Origin of the sequence: Helicobacter sp. MIT 03-1616 (assembly GCF_000765685.2) — a bacterium.
Classification (GTDB): Bacteria; Campylobacterota; Campylobacteria; order Campylobacterales; family Helicobacteraceae; genus Helicobacter_C; species Helicobacter_C typhlonius.
In genome coordinates this window covers 92,201-114,418 of sequence record NZ_JROY02000001.1, presented here as the reverse complement: position 1 = coordinate 114,418, position 22,218 = coordinate 92,201, and the positions used below count along the sequence as shown (strand labels likewise).

The window sequence follows — 22,218 nt, the reverse complement described above, 5'->3', positions numbered from 1 at the left end:
TTCTAACTCCTCACATTTTATTTTGGCAACTGCTTTGTCTTTAATCGCGGATAAAGAATCCACCCTTAATGCGCGTATTTTTCTTTAAAAAATCTCGCGCTTCACTCTCGCTTTGGAATCCTCGCAAAAACACGCGATAAATAGGCACACCATCAAGCACAAATTCTTTTATCACGCTTTGATATGGTGGATAATGCGAGAACTGCTCTTGGGTAATTTGCGCTCCCTCATATCGTCTAAATGCACCCACTTGTATCGCAAAGTCCCCGCCACTTACCGATTTTGGCGTATTTGCGACTTTAAATTCTTTTTTCAGCACATCATCACTTTGCACATTCTGTGCTTCTTGCTTTGAATCTTTGTTAATCACACCGCCAAAGCCAATCACCTCTAATCTCACCTTTGCCGTGCCGACTTTTGTCATATCAATATCATTTGCTGCAGCAGCACTCAAATCGATAATGCGCCCCTCCACAAATGGTCCTCTGTCGTTAATGCGCACGATTGTGCTTTTGCCATTTTCGACATTCAGCACTTTTACGACTGTATTCATAGGGAAAGTTTTATGCGCGGCAGTGTGCGCATACATATTGTAGGTTTCGCCATTTGATGTTTTTTTAGAATGAAAATCTGGACCATACCAACTCGCATAGCCATCAAACTTATCGCCAAGACTTACTTTCTCGGGGTAATACCACTTCCCTGCCACTTGATAAGGGCGCATAGTAGCTTCTTGAATCGCAGGAGATTCTCTCATAGAATTTCCGCCAATATTTGGCGTAATGCCCTGATTAAACGCATCTAAATCGTCAAAACTCGCGTTAAAACCCTTTGTGCTGCTGGTATTTTCGCTCCAATCGGCATTTTTCTCCACACAGGCACTCAAGCCACCACATACTAAGCTACCAAATAAAAATACAAAAAAATATTTTTTCATTATGTTCCCTTAATTTTATATGCACTCTATCCTATCTGCTATCAGCGATAGTTGTAGGTTTGCCTTGAGATTTAGGAATGGAGAGCTTTTGATGAATGTTAATTTGCGCCCCCTCAATACCATTGAGTGCTTTTATATCTTGAATAGAGACATTATACATCTGTGCTATTACGCTTAGATTCTCGCCCTTTTGCACGATATGTGTGATAGATATAGAATCTGTGGAGGCATAGCTTTTACCACCAAAATGCTTTTTAAAATTGCGAAGTTTGTCGTATGGGAGATAGACATTGTAGCGTCTGTTGTTATTTGGTAGAGTGGATTTAACAAAATGACGATTGTATTTTTTTAGCTCATCTAATGGCATTTTTGCGCTTTGTGCGATTGCGTTAAGGGATACACCACCCTTAACGCTCACACTTGCTATACTATCGGTTGCGCCACGATTAAGGAGATAATCAGCATTTTGTGCTTTGAGAAAATCCACATCGTTAAAAAGCAAACTCATCGCTAGAATCGTGCGGATATAATTGCGCGTTTCAGCTGGGATATATTGTGCCTCCTCATTTAGCAAGGTCTCTATACGCATATCTCCTCCTGCTTCTTCAATCCCCCTTTTTAATCGCCCAAGCCCACAATTATACGCCATAGCAGCCAAATACCACTCGCCTGTGGCATCATAGAGGTATTTGAGATACTTTATCGCTGCCTCCGTGCTTCTTATAGGGTCTTTGCGCTCATCAATGTAAGAATTTATCTCTAGCCCCAAGCTTTTGCCAGTAGCGGGCATAATTTGCCAAATACCGATGGCTTTTTTGGAGCTTTTTGCAGTGGGAGCAAATGCAGATTCAGTCATAGCGAGAAATAGAAATTCTTGTGGAATTTCCTCTTTTGCCATCATATTTTTGAGAGTGGGGATAAACTCATAGCTGTGTTCAAACTGCTTGAGAAAATATTGCCACTTGTCTTGAATCCTCTGTGCCCTCTCGCTATCTGCGACATTGCCGATAAATGCCGTATGCACCCCGAAAGCATTAAGCACATTGTTTGCTTTCTTATTATGATTGAGTGCGTAAAATTCGCCCTCATTACCCCAAAGATTCAGTGTGCCACATACCATCAGCACGAAAATGATATATTTTGTGTATTTTTTTAACATCATATCTTCCTTTTGTGTATTTTTCTCATAGCCTAGCGTCATCTTACGCCTTTGTGCCACCCAGCGCAAAGAGCGATTGTGCATTGTGTGTGCTAGATTCTATCACTTCCTCTTCACTTATGCCTTTAACTTGTGCGATTTGTCGCATAACAAGCGGTATATAAGAAGGCTCATTGCGACTACCTCTGTGTGGATGAGGTGTAAGATAGGGTGCGTCTGTTTCAAGCACTATGCGTTCCTTTGGTATGAGTGGTAGTGCCTCAATAAGTCGCCTTGCATTTTTAAAGGTGCAAACGCCACCGATTCCATAATAAAATCGCTCACTTAATTCAAGTAAGATTCTATCTGCATTATAGCAATGCAATACACCACGCGCCTCCTTATAAGAATCTAATATTTCAAAGCTATCATTACTTGCCTCACGAATATGCACAATAAGAGGCTTATCAAGTGAAAGGGCGAGTTCAATTTGTGCGATAAAAACTGCCTTTTGCCTTGCCTTTATCTCTGCCTTTTGTCGCTCTAGCTCCTGTCCCAACGCGTGTTGCTCTAATGTGGGCAGATTCTGTTCTTTTGCATTTTCTTTTGAATCTTGCTCTTTAAGCAAATCTTGCATTGTTGGTAGATAGTAATAATCCAATCCGCACTCGCCAATAGCAACGCATTTACTATCTTTTGCAAAGGATTTGAGAATCTCTACATCAAACAAATCAATATCGTTAGGATGCACACCAGCGGCAAAATACACACCCTCATATTTATGCGCTAGGGCTTGGGCTTTGGGCAATGTGTGTATATCCGCACCCGGAATGATGATTTTTCGCACATTTTGGGCTAATGCGCGGCTAATGACTTGTTCTATATCATCATCAAAATGTTCTAAGTCTAAGTGGCAATGTGTGTCTATCATATAATCAAACTGCACTCGCGCTTGGCTCATATCTCAAAATCCTTTGATTGTGTATAATTATGCTAGAATTTCAAAGAAAAGGATTCTAGCATAATTATCTTTACAAAAAGAAAGGCGAGTTGTGTTTAGTGGATTAGTGAGAGAGATAGCGCAGGTAAAAAACTTCGCAAATAATACGCTTGAGGTATTTACTCCATATAAGGCGAAGCTTGGAGATTCTATTGCCATAAATGGTGCGTGCCTCACTGCAGTGTCGTTTTTTAGCGGTGGTATGGCTATGGAGCTAAGCAAACACACGCAGGAGCATATCGCACTTGAAAATTACGCACAGGGTGCATTCGTGCATTTAGAACCAGCCTTGCAGGTGGGCGATAGATTTGATGGGCATATCGTGCAGGGGCATATCGATAGTATCGGGCGTATCACGCGCATAGAACACAATGCAGATTCAAGTGATTTTTGGATACAAGCCCCCGCGCAAAGCCTCCTTTGTATTATCCCCAAAGGCTCTGTGTGTGTGGAGGGCATAAGTTTAACCATAGTAGAGCGCATAAATGACAGCTTTAAGCTCACAATCATTCCCCATACCTTGCAAAATACACTTTTTGGGCGCTTTGAAGTAGGCAGGAGGGTAAATATCGAAACAGATGTTATCACGCGTAGTGTTGTTAGCACATTACAATTTTTAGATTCACAACATTTACAGAATCTAGGCATTCTCGCGCAAAATGGCAATGGTGCAAACTCATCTCATCGCAATAATCGCTTAGGTAATGTATCTTGGGGCGATATTGACGCGCAGAGTTTGAGTTATTAGATTCTAATATTTCAAGGAGAAAAAGCAGTGAAAGCACAAAAAGCAGTTGCGCTAAGCTATGATAAGCAAACAGACAGCGCACCGCGTGTGGTGGCAAAGGGGCAAAACGAACTCGCCTTGCGCATTATCGCTAAGGCAAAAGCCTTTGATGTGCCACTTTTTGCAAATCCCTTGCTTGTAGATTCACTTTTGCAAATTCCCTTAGATTCTCATATTCCGCCAGAGATGTATAATGCTGTGGTAGAAGTTTTTGTATGGCTTTTAAAATGCGAAAAACAAGCTCAGCTTAGCAAGGATATGGCTTGAGATTCTATAATGCTAATTGCGATATTGTTTAAGGATATATAAGTGAAAGCTTCCTCTTATCGTAAATATTTTCACACACTCATTCCATTTTTCAAACGCGAATTTAATGGCTTTATACAAGATAGATTCTCACTTTTTCTCTGCACACTTGCTCCTATTCTTATCGCGCTTTTTGTATGGGGTGTGTTTTCACAAAGTTTCGTGCGAGGCGCACCCATTGGCATTGTGGATTTAGATAATAGCCCTTTAAGCAAAGAGTTAGCGCGCAATTTAGATGCTATCCCAGCACTAAGCGTTACGCGCTATTACACGAGCCTAAGTGAGGCAAAGCGCGATATAAGCAATGTCAAAATTTATGCGGTGGTTGTGTTTCCTTATGGGCTTGAAGCACGAAGCAAAAAAGCTGTATTAAGTGAGATTCCAATCTATTACAACGCACAACTTGTGCTTATAGCAAAATCTATTGAAAGCTCTTTTAAGCAGCTTGTCGCCACGAGTAATGTCAAGGCAAAACTTGGTAAGAATCTTATCCAAACGCAAAATTTTGATGCCGCATTGGCAAAAAGTTCACCGATTCTAATGCAAATTACGCCACTTTATAATATCAATAATAGCTACGCGCAATTCTTGCTTACAGGGATTTTACCTTGCTCGTGGATTATGCTTATTATCGTTTGTGTGATTAATTCTTTGGCACGCGATGAAAGTGATGTGGGCTTTGTGGTGGGAAAAAAAAGTCAAATGCCCGATGGAATTAATGCGTATGTCTATATCCTTACAAAAATTTTAGCATATGCGGGAATTTTCTCATTTTGGTGGATAATGATGATGATATTTTTTCATTCTCTTGGCTTTGAGTTTCGTGGAAACTATCTCACACTTTATCTTGGGGCATTGATTACATTTTTAGCGTATGCAGGGGTAGGGGTTTTTGTCTATGCACTTTTTAAAGATCATACACGTGCCTTAAGTATCGCAGCAATTTATTGTGCGCCAAGCTTTGCCTTTGCAGGGCTTACCTTTCCGGTTAATTCTATGGGAGCATTTGCAACATTTTGGCATACAATCTTGCCTATTAGCCATTATTTGAAACTCTATGTGCAAGTAGCAAACTATGGGATAGATTTTCTTGGCGCATTCAAAACAATGCTTGAAATTTTGCCTTTCACGCTCTTTTTAATCTTTGGGATTTTGATTTATCGCAAGAGGGAAGCGGTAGAGTAGGCTTAAGCCCTCTCGTATAAAGTTAATAAATTGCTTCATAATAAAAAGCTTTTTCACCATTTTGATTTATTTTCTATTTTTCATTTTCACTATAAATTAGCCAATTATTTAAGTGTCAAGGTCATCTGCGAATAATGTTGAACTTGATGCATAATATATATCTTCAAGTATATAACAAATATCTGCAAGAGTTATCTCGCTGTCATCATCATAACATTTTCCAATCTCTTTAAATGCTTCTTGGACATTCTTGTCTCGTTGAATATGTACCCAACTTATATTGATAGTTTTTAGTGCCATAAAAAGTTTGTTTGTCATACGCATATTTATAAATATTTAGAATCTGCCCGAAGTGCTAAATCTAAAATGTTATTATATGGAATAAAAAGCAAAACAAAATCATAAGCATATAATGAAAATTGCTCATATGGCTTTTTAGAAAGCTCATCTATGCGTTTTTTAAGATTTTGAGCTATCTCTTTAGAGAGATGTATTTCTTCAACATATTCACTAGAATCTACATATAAATTTGGAGTAAAAGAACTAGGCAAGGAGAATTTTGAATCAAGACTAATATTTCTTTATTTGCCTTCTATGCCTCCATCCAAATATACCACAACATCAGGTATATATGTTTGATTTTCAACCTTAAATGAAGATTGAATCTTATAATGTTCTCCTTCAATAAGTCCGCTAGATTCTAAAATACTTTTAAGCTGCATTTCCCCAAAATTACCTCTTATTTTTTTGTCATCCTTAAGAATTTTGGTCAGTGATTCGGCACTTTCGCGCATTGTAAGACTATAATCAAATACATCCTTAATGCTCTGCTTGAGTGCAGATTCGTTTCTTATTAAACTTTTAGAATCATCATCAATATTTTTATAAATATTTAAGTTAATTACCATTAATATTATATTTATACAAATCATTCTTATTATTATTTGTATATTTTCTTTCTTTAAAAGGATTTTCTATGAAAACATTGACACACATACCTTTCGTAGCACTGATAAGCTTTAGTGGATTAATTGCAGATTCACTTGAGCTTAAAGAATCTGGCACAGAATCTAGAGATTCTAGCGGGGGGGGGGGGATAGTATAAAAAAAGTTAATCTTGGGCGCTCTGTCGTAACTGCAAGTGGTTATGAACAAGATATTAAAGAAGCTCCAGCATCTATATCCATCATTCCAAAAGAAGAAATTATGACCCGTCCTATTAGGGATATTGGTGATGCAGTGCAAGATGTGCCCGGTGTATATACGGAGCAGGATAAAACGGGGCAAAATACCATTGCTATGCGCGGACTTGGCTCTGCTTATACACTTATCCTCATTGATGGCAAAAGGCAAAATACCACACGTGGCTTTATCCAAAATGGATTAGGGAATCAAACCTCATTTATGCCTCCAGCAAGTATGATTGAACGCATTGAAGTCATACGAGGACCGGCTTCAACTATTTATGGCTCTGATGCAATGGGAGGGATTATTAATATTATCACTAAAAAACATACGAATAAAATCCAAAGCGGAATCCAACTAGAAACTAAACTTTTTGAACCACACAATGAATGGGGTAATGCTTATGGGCTAAATGCTTATCTTACCACCCCGCTTGTGAAAGACAAACTCTCTCTTAATCTCCGTGGCTCATACAGATTTAATGAGGCAAATGCGTTTTTGCAGCCAACTTATGCGATTCGTAATGGCAATCCCTATGCAGCACACTCTTTCACAGGCTCACAAAATTGGAATGCAGGATTTCGGCTTAACTACACACCCACCACAAAAGATTATATCTATTTAGATTCTGAAGTGTATAATGGACGATTAGGGAGTTTGAATACTTCCTCCAATAGCATTACCTCTGTGCAGGAGCTCTATAAGGTAAATTCTGTGTTGAGTCACGATGGCAATTATGATTGGGGCAAACTCTCCACTTACGCACAGCATTCTTATAATCTTATCGCACCACACGCAAGCTATACTCCTAATGGAAGGCTTCCCATAGGTGCAAACAAGGGAGATTATATTAATTGGGCAAACAAACGCACCGCCCAAACAGCAGTGTTTCAAAGCACCTATACCAATGATTTTTATTTTGGCGATGCTGGGAGTTTGATTTTTAATGGTGGCGTTTATTATCAGTTTGAAAATTTACAAGGAACAATCTCTAGCAAATATAGAAATATGCACCAAAATCAAGCCGCACTCTTTGCTGAAGGAGAATATTTTATAAACGAAGCAATTAGCACAACTTTGGGTTTGCGCTATAATTATAGTGATAGATATGCCTCTACGAGTGCGCTTAATCCACGCTTTTATGTAAATTTTAATCCCACAGATTGGCTTACATTCAAAGCTGGAGTGGCAAATGGTATGCTTATCCCCACACTTATGCAAACTATTGATGGCATAGTTACCACAGCCACTTCTCAAGGCAGTACAACAGAAACTTATGGGAATCCAAACCTTAGACCCGAGCAAAGTTGGAATTATGAGCTAAGTGCGATTGTAGATACGCAAAATGCTATGTTTATCCTCACAGGCTATTACACAGATTTTAATAATCAAATTGAAACTCTAAGTGGGACAAACATTCCACTTCCAGGCAATCAAATCTGTAGTAATGCTACTTGCACCACTTATCGCAATGTAGATAAATCTCTTGTAAGCGGCGCAGAGCTAAGCGCAAAAATAAAACCTATGTTTGGATTCTCACTTGATGCAGGGTATGGCTACATCTACACAGAAGCTCTAAGCGGCTCGGGCAAAGGAGAACCGATTAATTCTATCCCTCGCCATAATTTCACAATCACGCCAAAATATCAATACGGCAACTTTGATATGTATATCCGCTGGAGCGGCAAATACAAAACTCCCACGCCTTATGCTGGAAGTAATGCACGAACAGATGTGCGCCAAATCGTAGGGCAATATTATAAAGATTATCAACTTGTGGATATTGCTGCAACTTATAAATTTAATAAACAATACGCTCTTACTTTGGCAGTAAATAATCTCTTTGATGTGTATTTTATGGATTATATACCCTATGCAAGTGGAAACAATCAAAGTGCGCAAAATGCGTATCAGAGAATCTTACCCTCTCGTAATTATTGGATAAGTTTTAGGGCGGATTTTTGATGTTTCACATTTATCTCACATTCTTTAGATACGATTCCAAACTATCTATATCAAATCTTGCACGAAAGGACTTTCAATGAAACTTCATCGCAAATTATGGATGCAAATTCACTTATATTTAAGTTTGTTTTTTTTACCTGCGGCATTAATTTATGCGATTACAGGAGCACTTTATATCTTTGAAATCCGTCAAAATTCAGGGGCAAACATTATAGAAATACCTCTTGAAAATTTGCCTCAAAAGGGTGAAGAACAAGACTTTATTCTCAAAATCCTCAAAGAGCATAATCTCAAAGTCCCTTCAAATACCCAAGTGCGTGAAATGAAAGGACAAGCAACTATGGGAAATATCAAATATAGCGTGGCTCTCACAAAAGATAAACGCAATAGACCAATTTTGCGCTCTGTCGATAGGAATCTCTATGGGGTATTAATGATGATGCACAAAAGCGGCGGGAGCAAGTTTGAGCTTGGCGGCTTTAAATTCACATTTTTTGATTTTATCGCTGTGTGTTTTGGGCTATCTATGATACTTTTTTATCTCTCTGGCTTAATTATGACTTCATTTTGTAAAGGCAAACGCAAGGTATCCTTTGGCGTTTTAGGTGCAGGATTTATTATCACCACACTTGCAGTGTATTTAAGCATTTAGTGTAAAAGCTTTTGTCCCTTTGCTTTTTTGGCTTATTCATCACTAGAAAGTGTTATACTCTTATTTTTTTGTGCTGCTTTAAAAGTATCTTGTAAATCCTGCTTTACTTGAGTTGCATCACTTTGTATATTTGCTAATGGTTTAGTGCCAAATTGGGACATAAATTTTTTAATCATAATATCTTCAACGGCTAATGATTTTGGCGAGGCAAAAGGGACAGATTTTTCGCCTCGCCATTCTATTATCATCACTTCATCGCTACAATCATAAAGATAAAGATTTAAAGTCGCACGAGTAGCAACTAGTGATTGAAGCATTTTAATATTTGTTGTAGAAGCAGTCCGCCAATTATTGACTACACCGCAATTATAAGAGCCAAGACGCTTTTTAAAAGTAGTGCGGGATTGTCCAAATTTTATAATATGTTCTTTATTTTCTATATAACAAGTGAGTATATAAGCTACACCCAATGCTTTATCAAAAATATTTTTTGCATTTTTATCCACAAAATTGAAAGCCTGTATTTTCTCATTTTTACGCACACCTTCTTTGATTTCAAGCGGACTTGCTCTGAGATTGCAAATGAAAATAAAATCCTCTTTTCCGCTAAAGCTAAAATCATTAAGTGTAGGTTGCATTTTAATATCTGTTAGGTTAAAGGGTTTGTCATTTTTGTTATTGAGTGGAAAAATATGTGATAATGCGTTTAAATAATCCTTGCCACTTTTTTGAATATATACGCCATTTATATCATCACAAAGAGAAATAAATTGCTCTAAGCTTAACGAATCTTTTGCCATTTTTTCCTCTCAATATGCCATTTTCTTATGCAGCTTTTCTATGTCTTTTGTTTGATGTGAATCGAGCGTTATTTGTTTATCAAATGCCAAATGTTTTAAAACCATTATGTTGTTGAAATTACCATAGCGAGTAAGGTGGATAAGGACTTTAAAATGTGGTTTATTTAATACTTTTAAATAATCACTTGCCTCTTTTTTAGATTCAAAAGCAAAATACCCCACGGATTGTGTTGTATTTGTTTTAGATTCAATATAGGGGATAAAGTAGGTTGATAATGGCACAATGATGATATGCTTGTCATAAATATCTTGCTTTTTACTTGCATAGCGGGTTTTTCTAGGAGTATGAATTGTGCGGTATTTATAGGTGTTATCTTGTGTATCACTTAAAAAAGCCTTTTGCGTAAAGTTATGTAAATCGCAGCGATAAGTAAAATTATTTGGTGTTTTTGATATTAATTTTTGAATGAGATTCAATATATTTTGTGAAATGTAAAGTGGCAAAAATGGTAAATCTTTTGGGATTGTAATGTTGTGTTGAATATCTTTTAGCAGATAATTATTGATAATTGTTGTTTTATGATTGAGAACACCCTTTTGCCATAGCATAATGCTAAACGAACTTCCCACGCCCTTAAAATATTTTTTCACATCATTATCAATCACTAAAAAAGAACCAAGACTAAGTAGCTTTTTTAAAGTAGTGTTATTGTTATTATAAGTCATATAATTATTTGGTGTTACAAAGCAGAGATAGCCTTTGTCATTGAGTTTTTCAATGCTGGATTCTATAAACTTATTAGACATTGAGCGATTTTTATTTCCTCCTCCAGAATAGGGAGGATTTGCCATTATTAAATCAAAATGACCTAAAATGTGAGATTCTATACCTAAAAAATCATAATCACTTATATTTGGTGGATTGAGTATATTTTTGCAGTTTTGTAGCCGTTTTTTATTGATTTCATTAAAGTATATGTTTTTTATATCTGTTTTGAACATAGCATATGCGCCAAAATTGCCATTGCCACAGCAGGGGTCTAGCACCCTTATGTTTTCTTGTTGCCAAAAGTGCTTTGGAATATAATCAAGCATAGTTTTGACACACTCCATAGGAGTACAAATATCATCATTGCTTAATTTGTGAGAGTTATCTTTATTTAAAGTATTAAATATATTAAAAATAGTTTTTATGTTTTGTCGCGTTATGCAATCAATGATATTTTTACTCATTGTGTAACCTTACAAATAGAGTGTGCCCCCAATTCTTAGGCTTTATACTTAGGCACAAAAGTATAACACGATATGCTTTAAGGGCGATTAAATTTGACCTAATGTCTATTCCTGCCCCTTCATACTACTCATATCAATCACATAGCGGAATTTTGCCTTGCCGCTTGTAAGATTCTCATACGCCTCATTGATTTGCTCCACAGAAATAACCTCTGTCTCGGGATAGATTTTGTGTTTGAGCGAAAAATCAAGCATTTCTTGTGTCTCTTTCATTCCGCCAATGAGTGAGCCATAGACTTTTTTACCCGCAGCAAATACAAGTCTCGTTAAATCAATGCTAAGCTTCTCATCTGCAGGTGGTAAGCCTACAATCGCCATTTCTCCGCCAAATTTCAACAACTCCGCATAGGCATTCACATCATACGCGGTTGGAATCGTAGAAATGATAAAATCAAATCGTTCGCTCACACCCTTTGTATCAGTATAAAGTGCCTTTGCACCAAGCTCTAATGCCTCTTTTTCTTTATTTTTATTACGCGCAAACACGCTCACTTCCGCACCCATTTTGATTGCGTATTTGAGTGCCATTACACCAAGCCCACCAAATCCAGCCACAGCGACTTTATCGCCCGCCTTGACATTGCTAAATTTAATCGGCGAATAGGTGGTGATTCCCGCGCAAAGCAAGGGAGCAACTTTTTCTAACGGCGCATCTTGTGGGACATTGACCGCAAATTTTTCACTCACTACAATATTATTTGAATACCCGCCATAAGTTGGCTCGTTATCGTGGAAGCAATCGTGGCAATCATAAGTAAAGACGCATTTGCCATTTTCACAAAACTGCTCTTGGCTTCTTTTGCACGCCTCACACTCACCGCAAGAATTGACCATACAGCCTACCCCTGCGTAATCGCCAACTTTAAATTTGCTTACCTTGCTTCCTACTGCCACGACTTTACCCGCAATCTCGTGTCCGGGCACCATTGGAAAAATTCCCTTATGCCATTCCTCACGCGCGCTATGAATATCGCTATGGCAGATTCCAGCATATAGAATCTCAATCAAAATGTCAGTTTCTCCCAAAGCGTGGCGCGAAAAACTAAAGGGTTTAAAAGTATCACTTTTATGTGCGACTGCATAGCCTTTGGCAGTGATTCTCTGCCCACTTTGTGCTTGTGTCAAATTCTCTTTTAATAGCATAAATACTCCTTAAATGACTAAAATTGAAAATGTAATTATAAATCCTGATACCTAGTGTTTGTCAAGGGGAAATACACATAATAATGAAAAATATCAACAAAGTATTATTGCGCATTGTTGATTTTATATTTACCTTATTTGTGTGGGAATTTTTACCAAAAATGCAAAAATTATACAAATGCTAGTAATTTGCTATTTTTGCTTAGTAAATATGCTCATCTTTTCATCAAGCACTTCGCTCTCCACATCTAAAAATGTCAAAACACTATGAAAGATATGAAAGTGTGTTGCTTCATTCAAATCTTTAATCCTACTAGCATTAGAACTCCACACAAAAAATGGTATTTCATATTGCTCCTTTGGTGCAAATGCTAATGGTATCCCGTGCATATATACACCATTTTCACCCAAGCTCTCGCCGTGATCACTTACATAAATCATTGTGCTGTCGTATTTATCAAGTTTGCTTAACTGACTAATGACTGAGTGCAATAAAAAATCAGTATAGAGGATTGTATTATCATACGCATTGATAATTTCACTCTGTAAGCAGCCCTTTGGTTCGACACTTTTGCACACAGGCTTAAACACTTCAAACTGAGGAGGGTATTTCTTATAATATGTTGGTCCGTGGCTCGTGCTTGTATGAATGACGATAAGCACTTTAGGCGATTTTGCTAACTCAATGTCTTCAATTAGTCCCGCCACAAGCACAGATTCATAGCTATCATCAAGATGAGTATATTTCTCTGCAAGTTGCGAATATCGCATAATATTTTCACTAGGTAGGTGAAGCGGGGGCTCACCCCAATTTGTCGAACGCCACATCACATCTACCCCAGTGCGTGCAAGATAGTTTGGCAATATCTCATACAGATTCGTGTTATCCTTGTATGAAAGCATATTTTTCACAGATGCACTCGTATATGTCGTGCTTGATTTTGCATAAAAATGTCGAAGTCCTGACACTTCTAAAAGGAGGGGATTGGTATTACGTGAGTAACCATAAAATGAGAAGTTTTTGGCACGCGCAGATTCACCAATCACCAGCAAGACTACGGATTTTTTGTCATTTGTAATGCGTGCATCAGGGAGTGGAATCTCTTTTTTATTTTTTGCTAACTCCCCTTGAAAATACCGCACCGAGTTACCTATATATGACCAAGGCATAATAAGTGCGCCAAGTTGTTTAGAGTATTTATCAAACCACAATAGATTTTGAAAATTAACTCCAGCAAGCACAATAAGCGCGAAAAATATCAAGCCTAAGCTCTTAGCAAGTGATTTGCGTGTAGGTCTTGCCACCTTTTCAAAGAGTAGAAAACACGCTGGGAGAATACCGAGTATAATTATAAATAGTGCCATTTTCAAAGATAGAAATTCTCCTGCTTCTGCTGGGTTTGTATTAAAGAGATTGCCCATCATCGTTTTATCTAAAAACACTCCATATACAGAGACAAAATACACCGCTATGGCGTTTGTGATTGAGGTAATTGCGAACCATATTTTGGTGAGATTGAAAGAGATGAGTGCTAATAAGAGTGGCATAAGTGTAGTAAGTGCGAACAAAAATAGCACGAGTGAGACAAATAGCACAATTGCATTGATTGAATCTAAAGTGAGATTTACCCACACGAATCCTAAAAAAGGAAAATGGAAAAACGCTACTTGAAGTGCGGAGATGACGAAAATAAATACAATAGATTGGCTTGGGGGGGGTTGAATGGTGCATTGTAAATCCAATCTTTGAGCGCTAGTAAAATACTTATGGAGTATCATAAATAAGCAGCCTAACGCACAAATAAGTGCAAGATAAAATACCGCAAGATTATATTTGCTGATATTTTGAATCGCCATCACCACGGCAACTGCGCCCAAAGTAGCAAAAATAAGCAAACCAAAATGTGAATCTAGCCAAGCAAAAATACGCGTCTTACTCGCCACAAGCACACCAAAGACTCCGCACACACACCCAAGGGACGCGCCCACAAGGACATCTAGCGGATAGTGTGCTCCCACGCCCACGCGTGAAAGCCCCACAAATACACCCAAAAGAGTGATACTTATGATAAAAGGCAAACGCCATTTGCGAGTGCTTGGCATAAAAGCAAAAAGCAGCACAGAAAGTATCGTGAATATAGTGATCGAATGCCCTGATGGTAGGCTATTTGTGCCTGCTAGTCGCTCACCGATGATATTAAAAGTATTCTCAAAAGCACGTGCTGGACGCGGCATTGCGTAGATTGTTTTGAATAATGCAGAAAGCACAAGGGAAAGCAAGGAGCTTGCGATAAGTGCTTCCCAAAGCTTAGGTGCGATGAATAACACTAGCAAGAGTGCGAATGCTACACTCGCATCACCGAGTTGGGTAAGATTATGTGCAAGAGATGGGACATTGGACCAAAGCGAATTGATGGTTAAGAAAATATCCTTTTGAATCTGCGGATATACCTCCGGCTCACTCCAACCAAAGATTCTTAACATACCAACAATAAGGCAAAAAATGCCTATTGTGACACCTAAATGCCATAAATTCACTTTGGCAAAATTCATACTAACTTGTTTATTCATAGCTGTGATTATACACAAATTATCAATGAATTTGTGTAGTTTTATGAAATGCACAGAATCTAACTCACGCGACTTGATTGCGCACTAAAAATATATGTGAAAAAGTGATGAGGTAAGAGGGTGGCGGACAGGGAGGGATTCGAACCCTCGATAACCTTGCGGCTATGCATCCTTAGCAGGGATGTGGTTTCAGCCAACTCACCCACCTGTCCATAGACTTTTTGCGCTTTTACAGAATCTAAAATTTTTATAGAAACCAAAATTGCAGAAACAAAAAGGAGCGTTATTGTATGGAAAAATTCATAAAACTACACTTAACCAAAGCCTTTGCTTGAGATTTTATATCTTTAAATTACTAAGGGCATAAAAAGGCATTAAAGCAATGGTAAAAAAATGTTTAATGCTTGGTTTATATGAAGTTTGCTACAATCACATTTTTTAGAATCTCTCTGTGAGGATAAAATAGAATCTAAAGGATTAAATGATGAGATGTGCTTTTATATTCCCCGGACAAGGCTCACAAAGTGTAGGTATGGGTAAAGAGTTTTACGATAATTTTGCCATCGCAAAGACACTTTTTGAGGAGGCAGGAGACACATTACATTTAGATATGAAGCAACTTTTATTTGAGGAAAATGACAAGCTTAATCTCACGCAATACACACAAAGTGCGATTTTTCTTGTGAGTGCGATTGCCTATAATGTTTTGCAAAATGAAATGCCACTTAAGGCGAGTGTAGCGATGGGGCATTCACTTGGTGAGGTAAGCGCGGTCGTGCTAAGTGGTGGAGCGAGTTTTTCAAAGGGCATAGAGCTGATATACAGGCGGGGTGAGCTTATGGCGGAGGCGTGTGAGGGTAAAAACGCCGGAATGATGGTTGTTGTAGGTCTTGATGACAAGAAATTAGAATCTTTTTGTGAAAATAAGCAAAAGGAGGGTAAAAGCATTTGGTGTGCGAACTATAATGGCGATGGACAAATCGTTTTAGCCGGCAAGAAAGATGATTTAAGCGCATTAGAGGCAGATATAAAGGCACTAGGAGCTAAACGCGCCTTGCTTTTGCCAATGTCTGTTGCAAGTCATTGTCCGCTTTTAGAATCTGCGAGCGCACCTTTTAGCGCGCTTTTAGAATCTAGCCTGAATGAAAGCCTCAATACCCCTATCCTTTCAAACGCTACCCTTGAGCTTTATGACACAAAGCAAAAGGCAAAAGAGCTGCTTAGCAGTCAGCTCACAAAGCCCGTGCTGTATAAGCAATCAATTTTAAAGCTAGATAATATAGATACATTTATAGAATTTGGCAATGGCAGTGTGTTAAAAGGGCTTAATAAGCGTCTAAGCCAAGCACCGACTTGGAATGTAAGCAATCTCGCGACTTTGAAAGAATGTATCGAGGGCATAGAAAACGCGTAGGGCTAAATTAATTTAGCTTAAGGTGCAGATTCTAAAAATACTCTTGTTTTTATAGAATTTTCTCTCAAATTTAAGCTTAAGTAGCCTTGAAGGACAATAACACAAAAGGAGTTCGTATGACAATAGGTATCATAGGTGCTATGGTAGAGGAAATCACACCACTACTTGAACGATTTGGCGAACACAAAACGCATTCTATCGGGGGTAATACATATTATGAAATCTCGCGGGAAAATCACACGATATTTATCGCATATAGCAAGATAGGCAAGGTTCACGCGGCATTAAGCGCAAGTGTAATGATTCTTAAATTTAACTGCGAGAAAATTATTTTTAGCGGTGTGGCGGGAGGTTTAAGCGCAGATTTAAAGGTGGGTAATCTGGTGCTTGGCAGCAAACTATGTCAATATGATGTGGATATTACCGCCTTTGGACACGCATTAGGATTCATACCAGAGAGTAAGCTCTATATGGAATCTGCCACAGAGCTAAATGATATTGCAAAAGAAGTCGCCAAAGCGCGGGGTATTGCACTCAAAGAGGGCATTATCGCTTCGGGCGATAGTTTTATTGCAGATAGTAAGAAAAAGCAGTGGATTGTGGAGCATTTTAATGCGGTAGCGGTAGAAATGGAGGGCGCAGCGGTGGCTGTCGTGTGTGATTCGTGCGGGATACCATTTTGTATTTTACGCTCTATTAGCGATAGTGCTGATGGAAGTGCTGATGTGAGTTTTGATGAGTTTTTGGAGAGTTCTGCAAAGAGAAGTGCAGATTTTGTGGCGAGTATGTGTGAGCGGATTTTACGCTAGATAAGATTTGCAAGATAGATTTTAACTAAAGGAGTAGGCTATGAAAACAATTACACTTTTGCGACACGCTGATACGATAAGTAGGGAAGAATATCGCTTAAATAGCACAAAAGATAAGAGCGATATTTTTCGTCCTCTTAGCAAATTGGGCAAGGCACAAAGTAGGGACATTGCGCGTTTTGCTAAGAAAAATTTGGGTTTTGATATGGTATTTTGCTCCCCTGCCAAGCGCACAACGCAGACTTTAAAACCGCTAAGAAAATACATTAAATCAAGCTATATTGTGATAAGTGATGATATTGCGCCAGATTGTGGGCTTGATGGATATATGAAGCTAACACAAACAAAAGCATTTCAAAAGGCTTCAAATGTGCTTATTGTAGGACACCAACCTGATTTAAAAAGCTTTGCTACTTATCTTTGCCCCTCTTTTCGCGCTCTTGTGCCTAAAGGTGTGCTAATGAGATTTATTATACAGGCGGAGGGCGACACGCTCGAGGGTATGGGAAGCCTTGATTTTATCGTGCCTCCATTTATGCTTGAAGGCTTTGGGAAATAGATTCGTAAATGAAAGCATTGTCTAAGCGCAGAAATAAATGGCGAAGCATCACGCGTGGCGCGTTTAGTATGCTTGAACTCGTGTTTGTCATCATCATACTCGGAATCCTTGCGGCTATCGCCATTCCGCGTCTCTCATTTACTCGCGCTGATGCACAGCTTATCGCAGTAGAGAATGATATTGTCAGTGCAATTAATGCTATTCAACGAGAGGTTTTTAGTCAAAACCTTGAGCCAAATAGTATTGACGGGGCGCAGATGATTGATTTAGCTGGGCTTAGCCATTCGCGTTGGATAGCACAGGGCAATGGTATAAAGCTTGCCAAAAATGGCGCGGTAGATTCACAAAATGATTGTATTCACCTTAGCCAAGAACAAGGTAAGATTGTGTTTTTTGTGCAACCAAAGGCAGATTCTACGCTTTGTGCCAAACTCCTTGAGCGACACAAAACGCGCCGAGAAGTGCCACTAAGCACATCAAATGCAATATTCTAGTTTTAAGGTGCGATATTGCAGTAGGGCGGGATTTAGTGCGTTTGAGTTGCTATGTGTGATTATCATCGTAGCGATTGTCGCAGGTGTGGGAGTGCGCTATATGGGACACATCACGCAGAGGCAGTGCATTTTGCACCTCAAATCTAAACTTTCACATACGCAGTATATTTTGAGTGCCTATTACGCGGATAGCTTCATTCGCGGAGATTCTATATCTATGGCTCACGCGCGAAATGTGTTTCATCAGCTTACTCTTAATCCAAAACATCAATGCGCCTTTGTGTTACAAGATTCTACACTTATTGCGCATATTGGCGCACAGAATGTTGTTTTCCGCATAGACCCGCCAAATCTCGCAATAAATCCAAAAATATCCTGTGTCCTCTCTGCACCTTTGTGTAAGGAGCTTGGTGATAGAATCTTAGATAAGTAGCGATTTGTAGAATCTTTAGAATCTGTGCGGGATTTTAAAGATTCTAAGTATAATTTTTTAAGAAAGGATATGTTTATACTCGCCACTTTGCCCCAAGCGATAAAGCGCGAAATCGTATTTCACAGGGTCATTCTCGTCTAAAAGTGCGAGGTTGTCGGTAGCTTGTAATGCGCTTTTGAGATTGTATTGCTTTGAATCTATGATGTTAAGCCTCTTGCAAAGCTTGAAAGTATGTGTATCAAGGGGAAAGATAAGATAACGAGGGGATAAAGAATCTTGCCATAGCCCCATATCGACTTTATCCTTACGCACGAGCCATCGAAGCAGCATATTCCACCTTTTGAATGCGCCTGTGCCACTAGGCGGATTGCCTTTAATTTTTAGAATCTCACTACAAGATGTGCCGAGCGCGAAGCTTAGTCCGCTACTTATGGGAATATTAAGCTTATTTGCATAATGGTGAAATAAATTTATGCAAGAGGAGATGCTATAAAGCATACGCGCGTGATAGAAATTTTTGCTTTGTCGCCAATGTGTGAGATTTGTGGGAGGATTCTTAAAGGCATTGATAAAATGTGCCTTTAAAGATTGTTTTTCGAGCATAGTAGCGATGATGAGAAAGAGATGTTTTATATCTGTGCGCGTTTGGAATCTGTAATAGGGGAAGCTTTCCTTATCACTCTGCCTAATCTTATCCTTAGATTCTAAAAGCGAAAAATCAAGGCTTTGAAGCATTTTGACAATAAGACTTGCGTTGCCATAGGAGAGTAGGGCGCATATAAGGGCGATTTCTGCGACAATGGAGCTAGATTCAAAAGATTTTACTACAAGCAGCGGGTCAGGCTTATCCTCATTGAGTTCGCATTCTGTATTATGGCGCGTATAGCATTCATCAAGTGTGTTTTTAAGCTTTTGCACAGCGAACCTTTGTTGATGTTTTTGCGCTAGAATCTCGGCATTTTAACACAAAAGGCACACGATGAAAAAGTGGATATTTCTTATGATATTCGCATATGCACACGCAGAGTATTTGAGTTTAGAATCTGCCTATAATCAGGTTTTAGCCCAAAATGATGGATTAAAAAGCTCCCAGAGTGCGCTCCAAAAACAAGAAAAGCTAAGAAGTGCCACGAAAATGATTTATCTCCCGCAGATTTCATTGAATGCCTCGTATATACATTTAAACGAACAAATGCACCTGCCGTTTTTTGATACCTCTGCTTTGCCGCCACTTTTGGCTGGACTTAAACCTGTTGCCTTGCAAGACCAAAATATTGTCTTTGGTGTGCTTAATATTATGTATCCACTTTTCACGGGTGGGAAGAGGTATTTTGCAAATAAATTATCCCAAATCGCACTAGAGGACGCCACTTTGGCATTAAAACTCAAAGAATTAAGCCTTTTTGAGGACTGCACGAAGCTCTACTATGGTGCGGTCTTAGCCCAGCAGATTCTAAACACGCTCGAGGAGGCAAATGCGGGGCATTTAGCGCATTATCAAAACGCGCAGAAATTGCAAGAAAAAGGACAGATTGCGCGGTTAGAGACACTTCAAGCACAAGTGAATTATGATAAATCAAATATTGAAGTGCAGAAAGCAAGAGATAATCTTGATATTGCCTATATAGCACTTAATGCAATGCTTGGACGCAATGGCACAGGGGCTTTAAATCTCGTCAAAAATATTGATATTAAGCAGGAGGCTTGGCTAGAAAAGGTGGATTATTTTGTGAATAAGACATTTGAAGTCTATCCCGCCTTGCGTATGATAGATAATAAAAAGAAAGGTGCAGACGAACTTTCACGCATTGAATTTTCTTCATTTTTACCAGATGTAGGGCTTTTTGGTAGTTATATGGTTACTGATAACACTTCTTTGTTTGAGAAGGCTTTGCCTAATTGGTATGTGGGTGTAGGGGCTCGGTGGTCACTCCTTAGCCCAAATGGGCGGATTCAAAAATATCAAGCGAGTAAAATTGCCTCCCTTGAAGCGCAATACGCGCTTACACAGGCGCAAAAAGATTTAAAAACGCTTTGTGAAAAAACCTATAATGAGGTGCTTTCTTATAAGACACAATATTTTAGCCTTAGCTCCTCTATTGAGCTTGCAAGCGAGAATTTGAAGCTACGAAAAAGCGCGTTTGTGCAAGGCTTAAGCACGAGCACAGAGGTAAGTGATGCACAAAATGCCCTATCTCTTGCAATCATTGAGCGTCAAAGCGTGGCGTATAACTATGTTATCGCTTTATCACGTTTATTCGCACTTAGTGATGAAATAGAAAGATTCTATGGCTTTTTTAACAAAGTAGGAGAAATGGAATGAAAATATCGTTAAAGTATGTTGCATTGGCTGTTATTGCGCTATGTTTTGTGCTGTGGCTTATTATTAGCTTTACACGAGCATATGAACCAAAAGAGAATAGAATTTACGCCCAAGTGCAGGCGCGCGAGTATGCTATTAGCTCGAAAGTCGCGGGGCGTGTGGAGAATATCTTTGTTAAAAAGGGAGATATGCTAAAAAAGGGTGATTTGGTATATAGCATTAATTCTCCAGAGCTTGAGGCGAAACTTGAACAGGCAAGGGCAGGATACGAAGCGGCAAAGGCTCTAAGCACAGAGACAAATCGGGGTGCGAGGGTGGAGACGATTCAGTCTGCAAAAGATGTATGGCAGGGTGCAAGAACTATGGCAAATCTCGCTAAAAGCACCTATGAGCGCATAGAATCTTTATATAAAGACGGCGTAGTGAGCCAACAAAGACGTGATGAAACATATGCAAATTATACGACAGCCAAACATAACGAAAGTGTAGCCTATCAGCAGTATAAACTAGCCCTTGATGGCGCAAGTAGTGAGACAAAAATTGCCGCTCAAGCTAAAGAGGACGCTGCAGCAGGGCAGGTGAGCGAGGTAGAAAGCTATGCAAAAGATACCCAAGCCATAGCTCCTGCAAATGGTGAGATTAGCAATGTTTTACTACACGAGGGTGAGTTATCCCCTAGTGGATTCCCAGTGGTGCTGATGATTGATATGAATGACGCGTGGATTAGCTTTTATGTGCCAGAGTATCGGCTCCAAGACTTCCCAAAAGACCGCACATTTAAGGCATACATTCCCGCACTCAACAAAGAAGTGGAGTTTAAAGTAACTTTTGTGTCTGTTATGGGAGATTTTGCGACTTGGAGAGCGACAAGTGCGCATAAAGGCTATGATGTGAGGACTTTTGAAGTAGAGGCGTATCCGCTTATGCCTGTTGATGGGTTAAGAGTTGGTATGAGTGTGCTTATTGATTAGGATTAAGGTAGTTTTGTGCTTAGTTTTATTACAATCCAGCCTTATTTCATATAAAGGATTTCTATGGCGAAGAAATGTTTTCTCACGGGTAAAGGACCAATGGTAGGCAATAATGTGAGCCATGCTAATAACAAGACAAAAAGACGCTCACTTCCTAATCTCCGCAGTATTGCACTCAAGCTTGAAGATGGCACAAGTGTGCGTGTAAGAGTAGCAGCCTCTACACTACGCACAATGAAAAAATACTCATAGG

Annotated in this window: 22 protein-coding genes, 1 tRNA gene and 1 pseudogene; 14 read left to right on the top strand and 10 right to left on the bottom strand. The window is 39.0% G+C overall.

The window, feature by feature from the left end:
* Positions 1-40: 40 nt before the first annotated feature.
* Genes LS67_RS00575 through LS67_RS00565 form a run of 3 tightly spaced genes read right to left on the bottom strand, consistent with a single transcriptional unit; the run spans position 41 to position 3,036 of the window.
* A complete protein-coding gene (locus tag LS67_RS00575) occupies positions 41-937 on the bottom strand; it encodes a septal ring lytic transglycosylase RlpA family protein (RefSeq protein ID WP_034325349.1) in 897 nt (298 codons plus the stop codon).
* Between the two features lie 31 nt (positions 938-968).
* Positions 969-2,138 carry a lytic transglycosylase domain-containing protein gene (locus tag LS67_RS00570; RefSeq protein WP_231944781.1) on the bottom strand — a complete coding sequence of 390 codons (1,170 nt, stop codon included), beginning with the start codon at positions 2,136-2,138 and terminating at the stop codon, positions 969-971.
* A 1-nt stretch (position 2,139) separates the two neighbouring features.
* On the bottom strand, positions 2,140-3,036 hold the full coding sequence (locus LS67_RS00565; RefSeq protein ID WP_407927760.1) for a TatD family hydrolase: 897 nt from the start codon (positions 3,034-3,036) through the stop codon (positions 2,140-2,142).
* 91 nt (positions 3,037-3,127) lie between these two features.
* Between LS67_RS00565 and ribE the strand changes: the two genes are divergently transcribed.
* Genes ribE through LS67_RS00550 form a run of 3 tightly spaced genes read left to right on the top strand, consistent with a single transcriptional unit; the run spans position 3,128 to position 5,353 of the window.
* Positions 3,128-3,823 carry a riboflavin synthase gene (gene ribE, locus LS67_RS00560; protein WP_034325348.1) on the top strand — a complete coding sequence of 232 codons (696 nt, stop codon included), beginning with the start codon at positions 3,128-3,130 and terminating at the stop codon, positions 3,821-3,823.
* A 27-nt stretch (positions 3,824-3,850) separates the two neighbouring features.
* The gene (locus LS67_RS00555) at positions 3,851-4,129 is read left to right on the top strand and encodes an EscU/YscU/HrcU family type III secretion system export apparatus switch protein (RefSeq protein ID WP_034325347.1); all 279 of its coding nucleotides are present in this window, start codon (positions 3,851-3,853) and stop codon (positions 4,127-4,129) included.
* Positions 4,130-4,171: 42 nt separating this feature from the next.
* Positions 4,172-5,353 (top strand): ABC transporter permease, encoded by a 1,182-nt coding sequence (locus LS67_RS00550; RefSeq protein WP_034325346.1) that lies wholly within the window; start codon positions 4,172-4,174, stop codon positions 5,351-5,353.
* Positions 5,354-5,679: 326 nt separating this feature from the next.
* On the opposite strand, the pseudogene LS67_RS09850 reads toward LS67_RS00550, so the two are convergent.
* Positions 5,680-6,261: pseudogene (locus LS67_RS09850) on the bottom strand (DNA recombination protein RmuC).
* Positions 6,262-6,329: 68 nt separating this feature from the next.
* On the opposite strand from LS67_RS09850, the gene LS67_RS10085 reads away from it, so the two are divergent.
* The 3 genes from LS67_RS10085 (at position 6,330) to LS67_RS00530 (ending at position 9,155) form a co-directional block, all read left to right on the top strand.
* Complete coding sequence (locus LS67_RS10085; protein WP_268902975.1) at positions 6,330-6,458, top strand: hypothetical protein; 129 nt, start codon at positions 6,330-6,332, stop codon at positions 6,456-6,458.
* Between the two features lie 101 nt (positions 6,459-6,559).
* Positions 6,560-8,503, top strand: a complete 1,944-nt coding sequence (locus LS67_RS00535; RefSeq protein WP_236096312.1) for a TonB-dependent receptor domain-containing protein — start codon at positions 6,560-6,562, stop codon at positions 8,501-8,503.
* Between the two features lie 76 nt (positions 8,504-8,579).
* Positions 8,580-9,155 carry a hypothetical protein gene (locus LS67_RS00530; protein WP_034328303.1) on the top strand — a complete coding sequence of 192 codons (576 nt, stop codon included), beginning with the start codon at positions 8,580-8,582 and terminating at the stop codon, positions 9,153-9,155.
* Between the two features lie 32 nt (positions 9,156-9,187).
* Here the strand turns inward: LS67_RS00530 and LS67_RS00525 are convergent, their stop codons facing one another.
* The 5 genes from LS67_RS00525 to LS67_RS00505 all read right to left on the bottom strand — a co-directional run bounded on the left by LS67_RS00525 (position 9,188) and on the right by LS67_RS00505 (position 15,174).
* The gene (locus LS67_RS00525) at positions 9,188-9,955 is read right to left on the bottom strand and encodes a hypothetical protein (RefSeq protein ID WP_034328304.1); all 768 of its coding nucleotides are present in this window, start codon (positions 9,953-9,955) and stop codon (positions 9,188-9,190) included.
* Between the two features lie 9 nt (positions 9,956-9,964).
* A complete protein-coding gene (locus LS67_RS00520) occupies positions 9,965-11,188 on the bottom strand; it encodes a methyltransferase (protein ID WP_034328305.1) in 1,224 nt (407 codons plus the stop codon).
* 105 nt (positions 11,189-11,293) lie between these two features.
* The gene (locus tag LS67_RS00515; RefSeq protein ID WP_034328306.1) at positions 11,294-12,391 is read right to left on the bottom strand and encodes an NAD(P)-dependent alcohol dehydrogenase; all 1,098 of its coding nucleotides are present in this window, start codon (positions 12,389-12,391) and stop codon (positions 11,294-11,296) included.
* Positions 12,392-12,583: 192 nt separating this feature from the next.
* On the bottom strand, positions 12,584-14,962 hold the full coding sequence (gene eptA, locus LS67_RS00510) for a phosphoethanolamine--lipid A transferase EptA (protein ID WP_081953948.1): 2,379 nt from the start codon (positions 14,960-14,962) through the stop codon (positions 12,584-12,586).
* Between the two features lie 121 nt (positions 14,963-15,083).
* Positions 15,084-15,174 (bottom strand) — tRNA-Ser (locus LS67_RS00505).
* A gap of 272 nt (positions 15,175-15,446) precedes the next feature.
* Here LS67_RS00505 and fabD point away from each other — a divergent pair.
* From fabD to LS67_RS00480, 5 genes are all read left to right on the top strand, one after another.
* Positions 15,447-16,376, top strand: a complete 930-nt coding sequence (gene fabD, locus LS67_RS00500; RefSeq protein WP_138109529.1) for an ACP S-malonyltransferase — start codon at positions 15,447-15,449, stop codon at positions 16,374-16,376.
* A 116-nt stretch (positions 16,377-16,492) separates the two neighbouring features.
* Positions 16,493-17,185: a 5'-methylthioadenosine/adenosylhomocysteine nucleosidase gene (locus LS67_RS00495; RefSeq protein ID WP_034326939.1), complete on the top strand. Its 693-nt coding sequence runs from the start codon at positions 16,493-16,495 to the stop codon at positions 17,183-17,185.
* Positions 17,186-17,225: 40 nt separating this feature from the next.
* The gene (locus tag LS67_RS00490; RefSeq protein WP_034326937.1) at positions 17,226-17,744 is read left to right on the top strand and encodes a SixA phosphatase family protein; all 519 of its coding nucleotides are present in this window, start codon (positions 17,226-17,228) and stop codon (positions 17,742-17,744) included.
* A gap of 8 nt (positions 17,745-17,752) precedes the next feature.
* Positions 17,753-18,238 (top strand): prepilin-type N-terminal cleavage/methylation domain-containing protein, encoded by a 486-nt coding sequence (locus LS67_RS00485; RefSeq protein WP_052082245.1) that lies wholly within the window; start codon positions 17,753-17,755, stop codon positions 18,236-18,238.
* Positions 18,225-18,671 (top strand): type II secretion system protein, encoded by a 447-nt coding sequence (locus LS67_RS00480; RefSeq protein ID WP_231944779.1) that lies wholly within the window; start codon positions 18,225-18,227, stop codon positions 18,669-18,671. The genes LS67_RS00485 and LS67_RS00480 overlap by 14 nt, the downstream gene beginning before the upstream one ends.
* Positions 18,672-18,728: 57 nt before the next feature.
* Here the strand turns inward: LS67_RS00480 and LS67_RS00475 are convergent, their stop codons facing one another.
* Positions 18,729-19,589, bottom strand: a complete 861-nt coding sequence (locus LS67_RS00475) for a TIGR02757 family protein (protein ID WP_052099853.1) — start codon at positions 19,587-19,589, stop codon at positions 18,729-18,731.
* Positions 19,590-19,650: 61 nt separating this feature from the next.
* Here LS67_RS00475 and LS67_RS00470 point away from each other — a divergent pair, with 61 nt between their 5' ends.
* From LS67_RS00470 to rpmB, 3 genes are all read left to right on the top strand, one after another.
* A complete protein-coding gene (locus LS67_RS00470) occupies positions 19,651-20,994 on the top strand; it encodes a TolC family protein (RefSeq protein WP_034326932.1) in 1,344 nt (447 codons plus the stop codon).
* A complete protein-coding gene (locus tag LS67_RS00465; RefSeq protein WP_034326930.1) occupies positions 20,991-21,965 on the top strand; it encodes an HlyD family secretion protein in 975 nt (324 codons plus the stop codon). Before LS67_RS00470 ends, LS67_RS00465 begins: the two co-directional genes overlap by 4 nt.
* 63 nt (positions 21,966-22,028) lie before the next feature.
* On the top strand, positions 22,029-22,217 hold the full coding sequence (gene rpmB / locus LS67_RS00460; protein ID WP_034326929.1) for a 50S ribosomal protein L28: 189 nt from the start codon (positions 22,029-22,031) through the stop codon (positions 22,215-22,217).
* Position 22,218 lies beyond the last annotated feature (1 nt).

Bases quoted from the DNA above. Each gene is read 5' to 3' on its own strand.
- LS67_RS00520 (WP_034328305.1), bottom strand. From the start codon at position 11,188: ATGAGTAAAAATATCATTGATTGCATAACGCGACAAAACATAAAAACT.
- LS67_RS00495 (WP_034326939.1), top strand. From the start codon at position 16,493: ATGACAATAGGTATCATAGGTGCTATGGTAGAGGAAATCACACCACTA.
- fabD (WP_138109529.1), top strand. From the start codon at position 15,447: ATGAGATGTGCTTTTATATTCCCCGGACAAGGCTCACAAAGTGTAGGT.
- LS67_RS10085 (WP_268902975.1), top strand. From the start codon at position 6,330: ATGAAAACATTGACACACATACCTTTCGTAGCACTGATAAGCTTTAGT.
- LS67_RS00480 (WP_231944779.1), top strand. From the start codon at position 18,225: ATGCAATATTCTAGTTTTAAGGTGCGATATTGCAGTAGGGCGGGATTT.
- LS67_RS00570 (WP_231944781.1), bottom strand. From the start codon at position 2,138: ATGACGCTAGGCTATGAGAAAAATACACAAAAGGAAGATATGATGTTA.
- LS67_RS00575 (WP_034325349.1), bottom strand. From the start codon at position 937: ATGAAAAAATATTTTTTTGTATTTTTATTTGGTAGCTTAGTATGTGGT.
- rpmB (WP_034326929.1), top strand. From the start codon at position 22,029: ATGGCGAAGAAATGTTTTCTCACGGGTAAAGGACCAATGGTAGGCAAT.
- LS67_RS00565 (WP_407927760.1), bottom strand. From the start codon at position 3,036: ATGAGCCAAGCGCGAGTGCAGTTTGATTATATGATAGACACACATTGC.
- eptA (WP_081953948.1), bottom strand. From the start codon at position 14,962: ATGAATAAACAAGTTAGTATGAATTTTGCCAAAGTGAATTTATGGCAT.
- LS67_RS00485 (WP_052082245.1), top strand. From the start codon at position 17,753: ATGAAAGCATTGTCTAAGCGCAGAAATAAATGGCGAAGCATCACGCGT.
- LS67_RS00490 (WP_034326937.1), top strand. From the start codon at position 17,226: ATGAAAACAATTACACTTTTGCGACACGCTGATACGATAAGTAGGGAA.
- LS67_RS00535 (WP_236096312.1), top strand. From the start codon at position 6,560: ATGACCCGTCCTATTAGGGATATTGGTGATGCAGTGCAAGATGTGCCC.
- LS67_RS00470 (WP_034326932.1), top strand. From the start codon at position 19,651: ATGAAAAAGTGGATATTTCTTATGATATTCGCATATGCACACGCAGAG.
- LS67_RS00515 (WP_034328306.1), bottom strand. From the start codon at position 12,391: ATGCTATTAAAAGAGAATTTGACACAAGCACAAAGTGGGCAGAGAATC.
- LS67_RS00525 (WP_034328304.1), bottom strand. From the start codon at position 9,955: ATGGCAAAAGATTCGTTAAGCTTAGAGCAATTTATTTCTCTTTGTGAT.
- LS67_RS00465 (WP_034326930.1), top strand. From the start codon at position 20,991: ATGAAAATATCGTTAAAGTATGTTGCATTGGCTGTTATTGCGCTATGT.
- LS67_RS00530 (WP_034328303.1), top strand. From the start codon at position 8,580: ATGAAACTTCATCGCAAATTATGGATGCAAATTCACTTATATTTAAGT.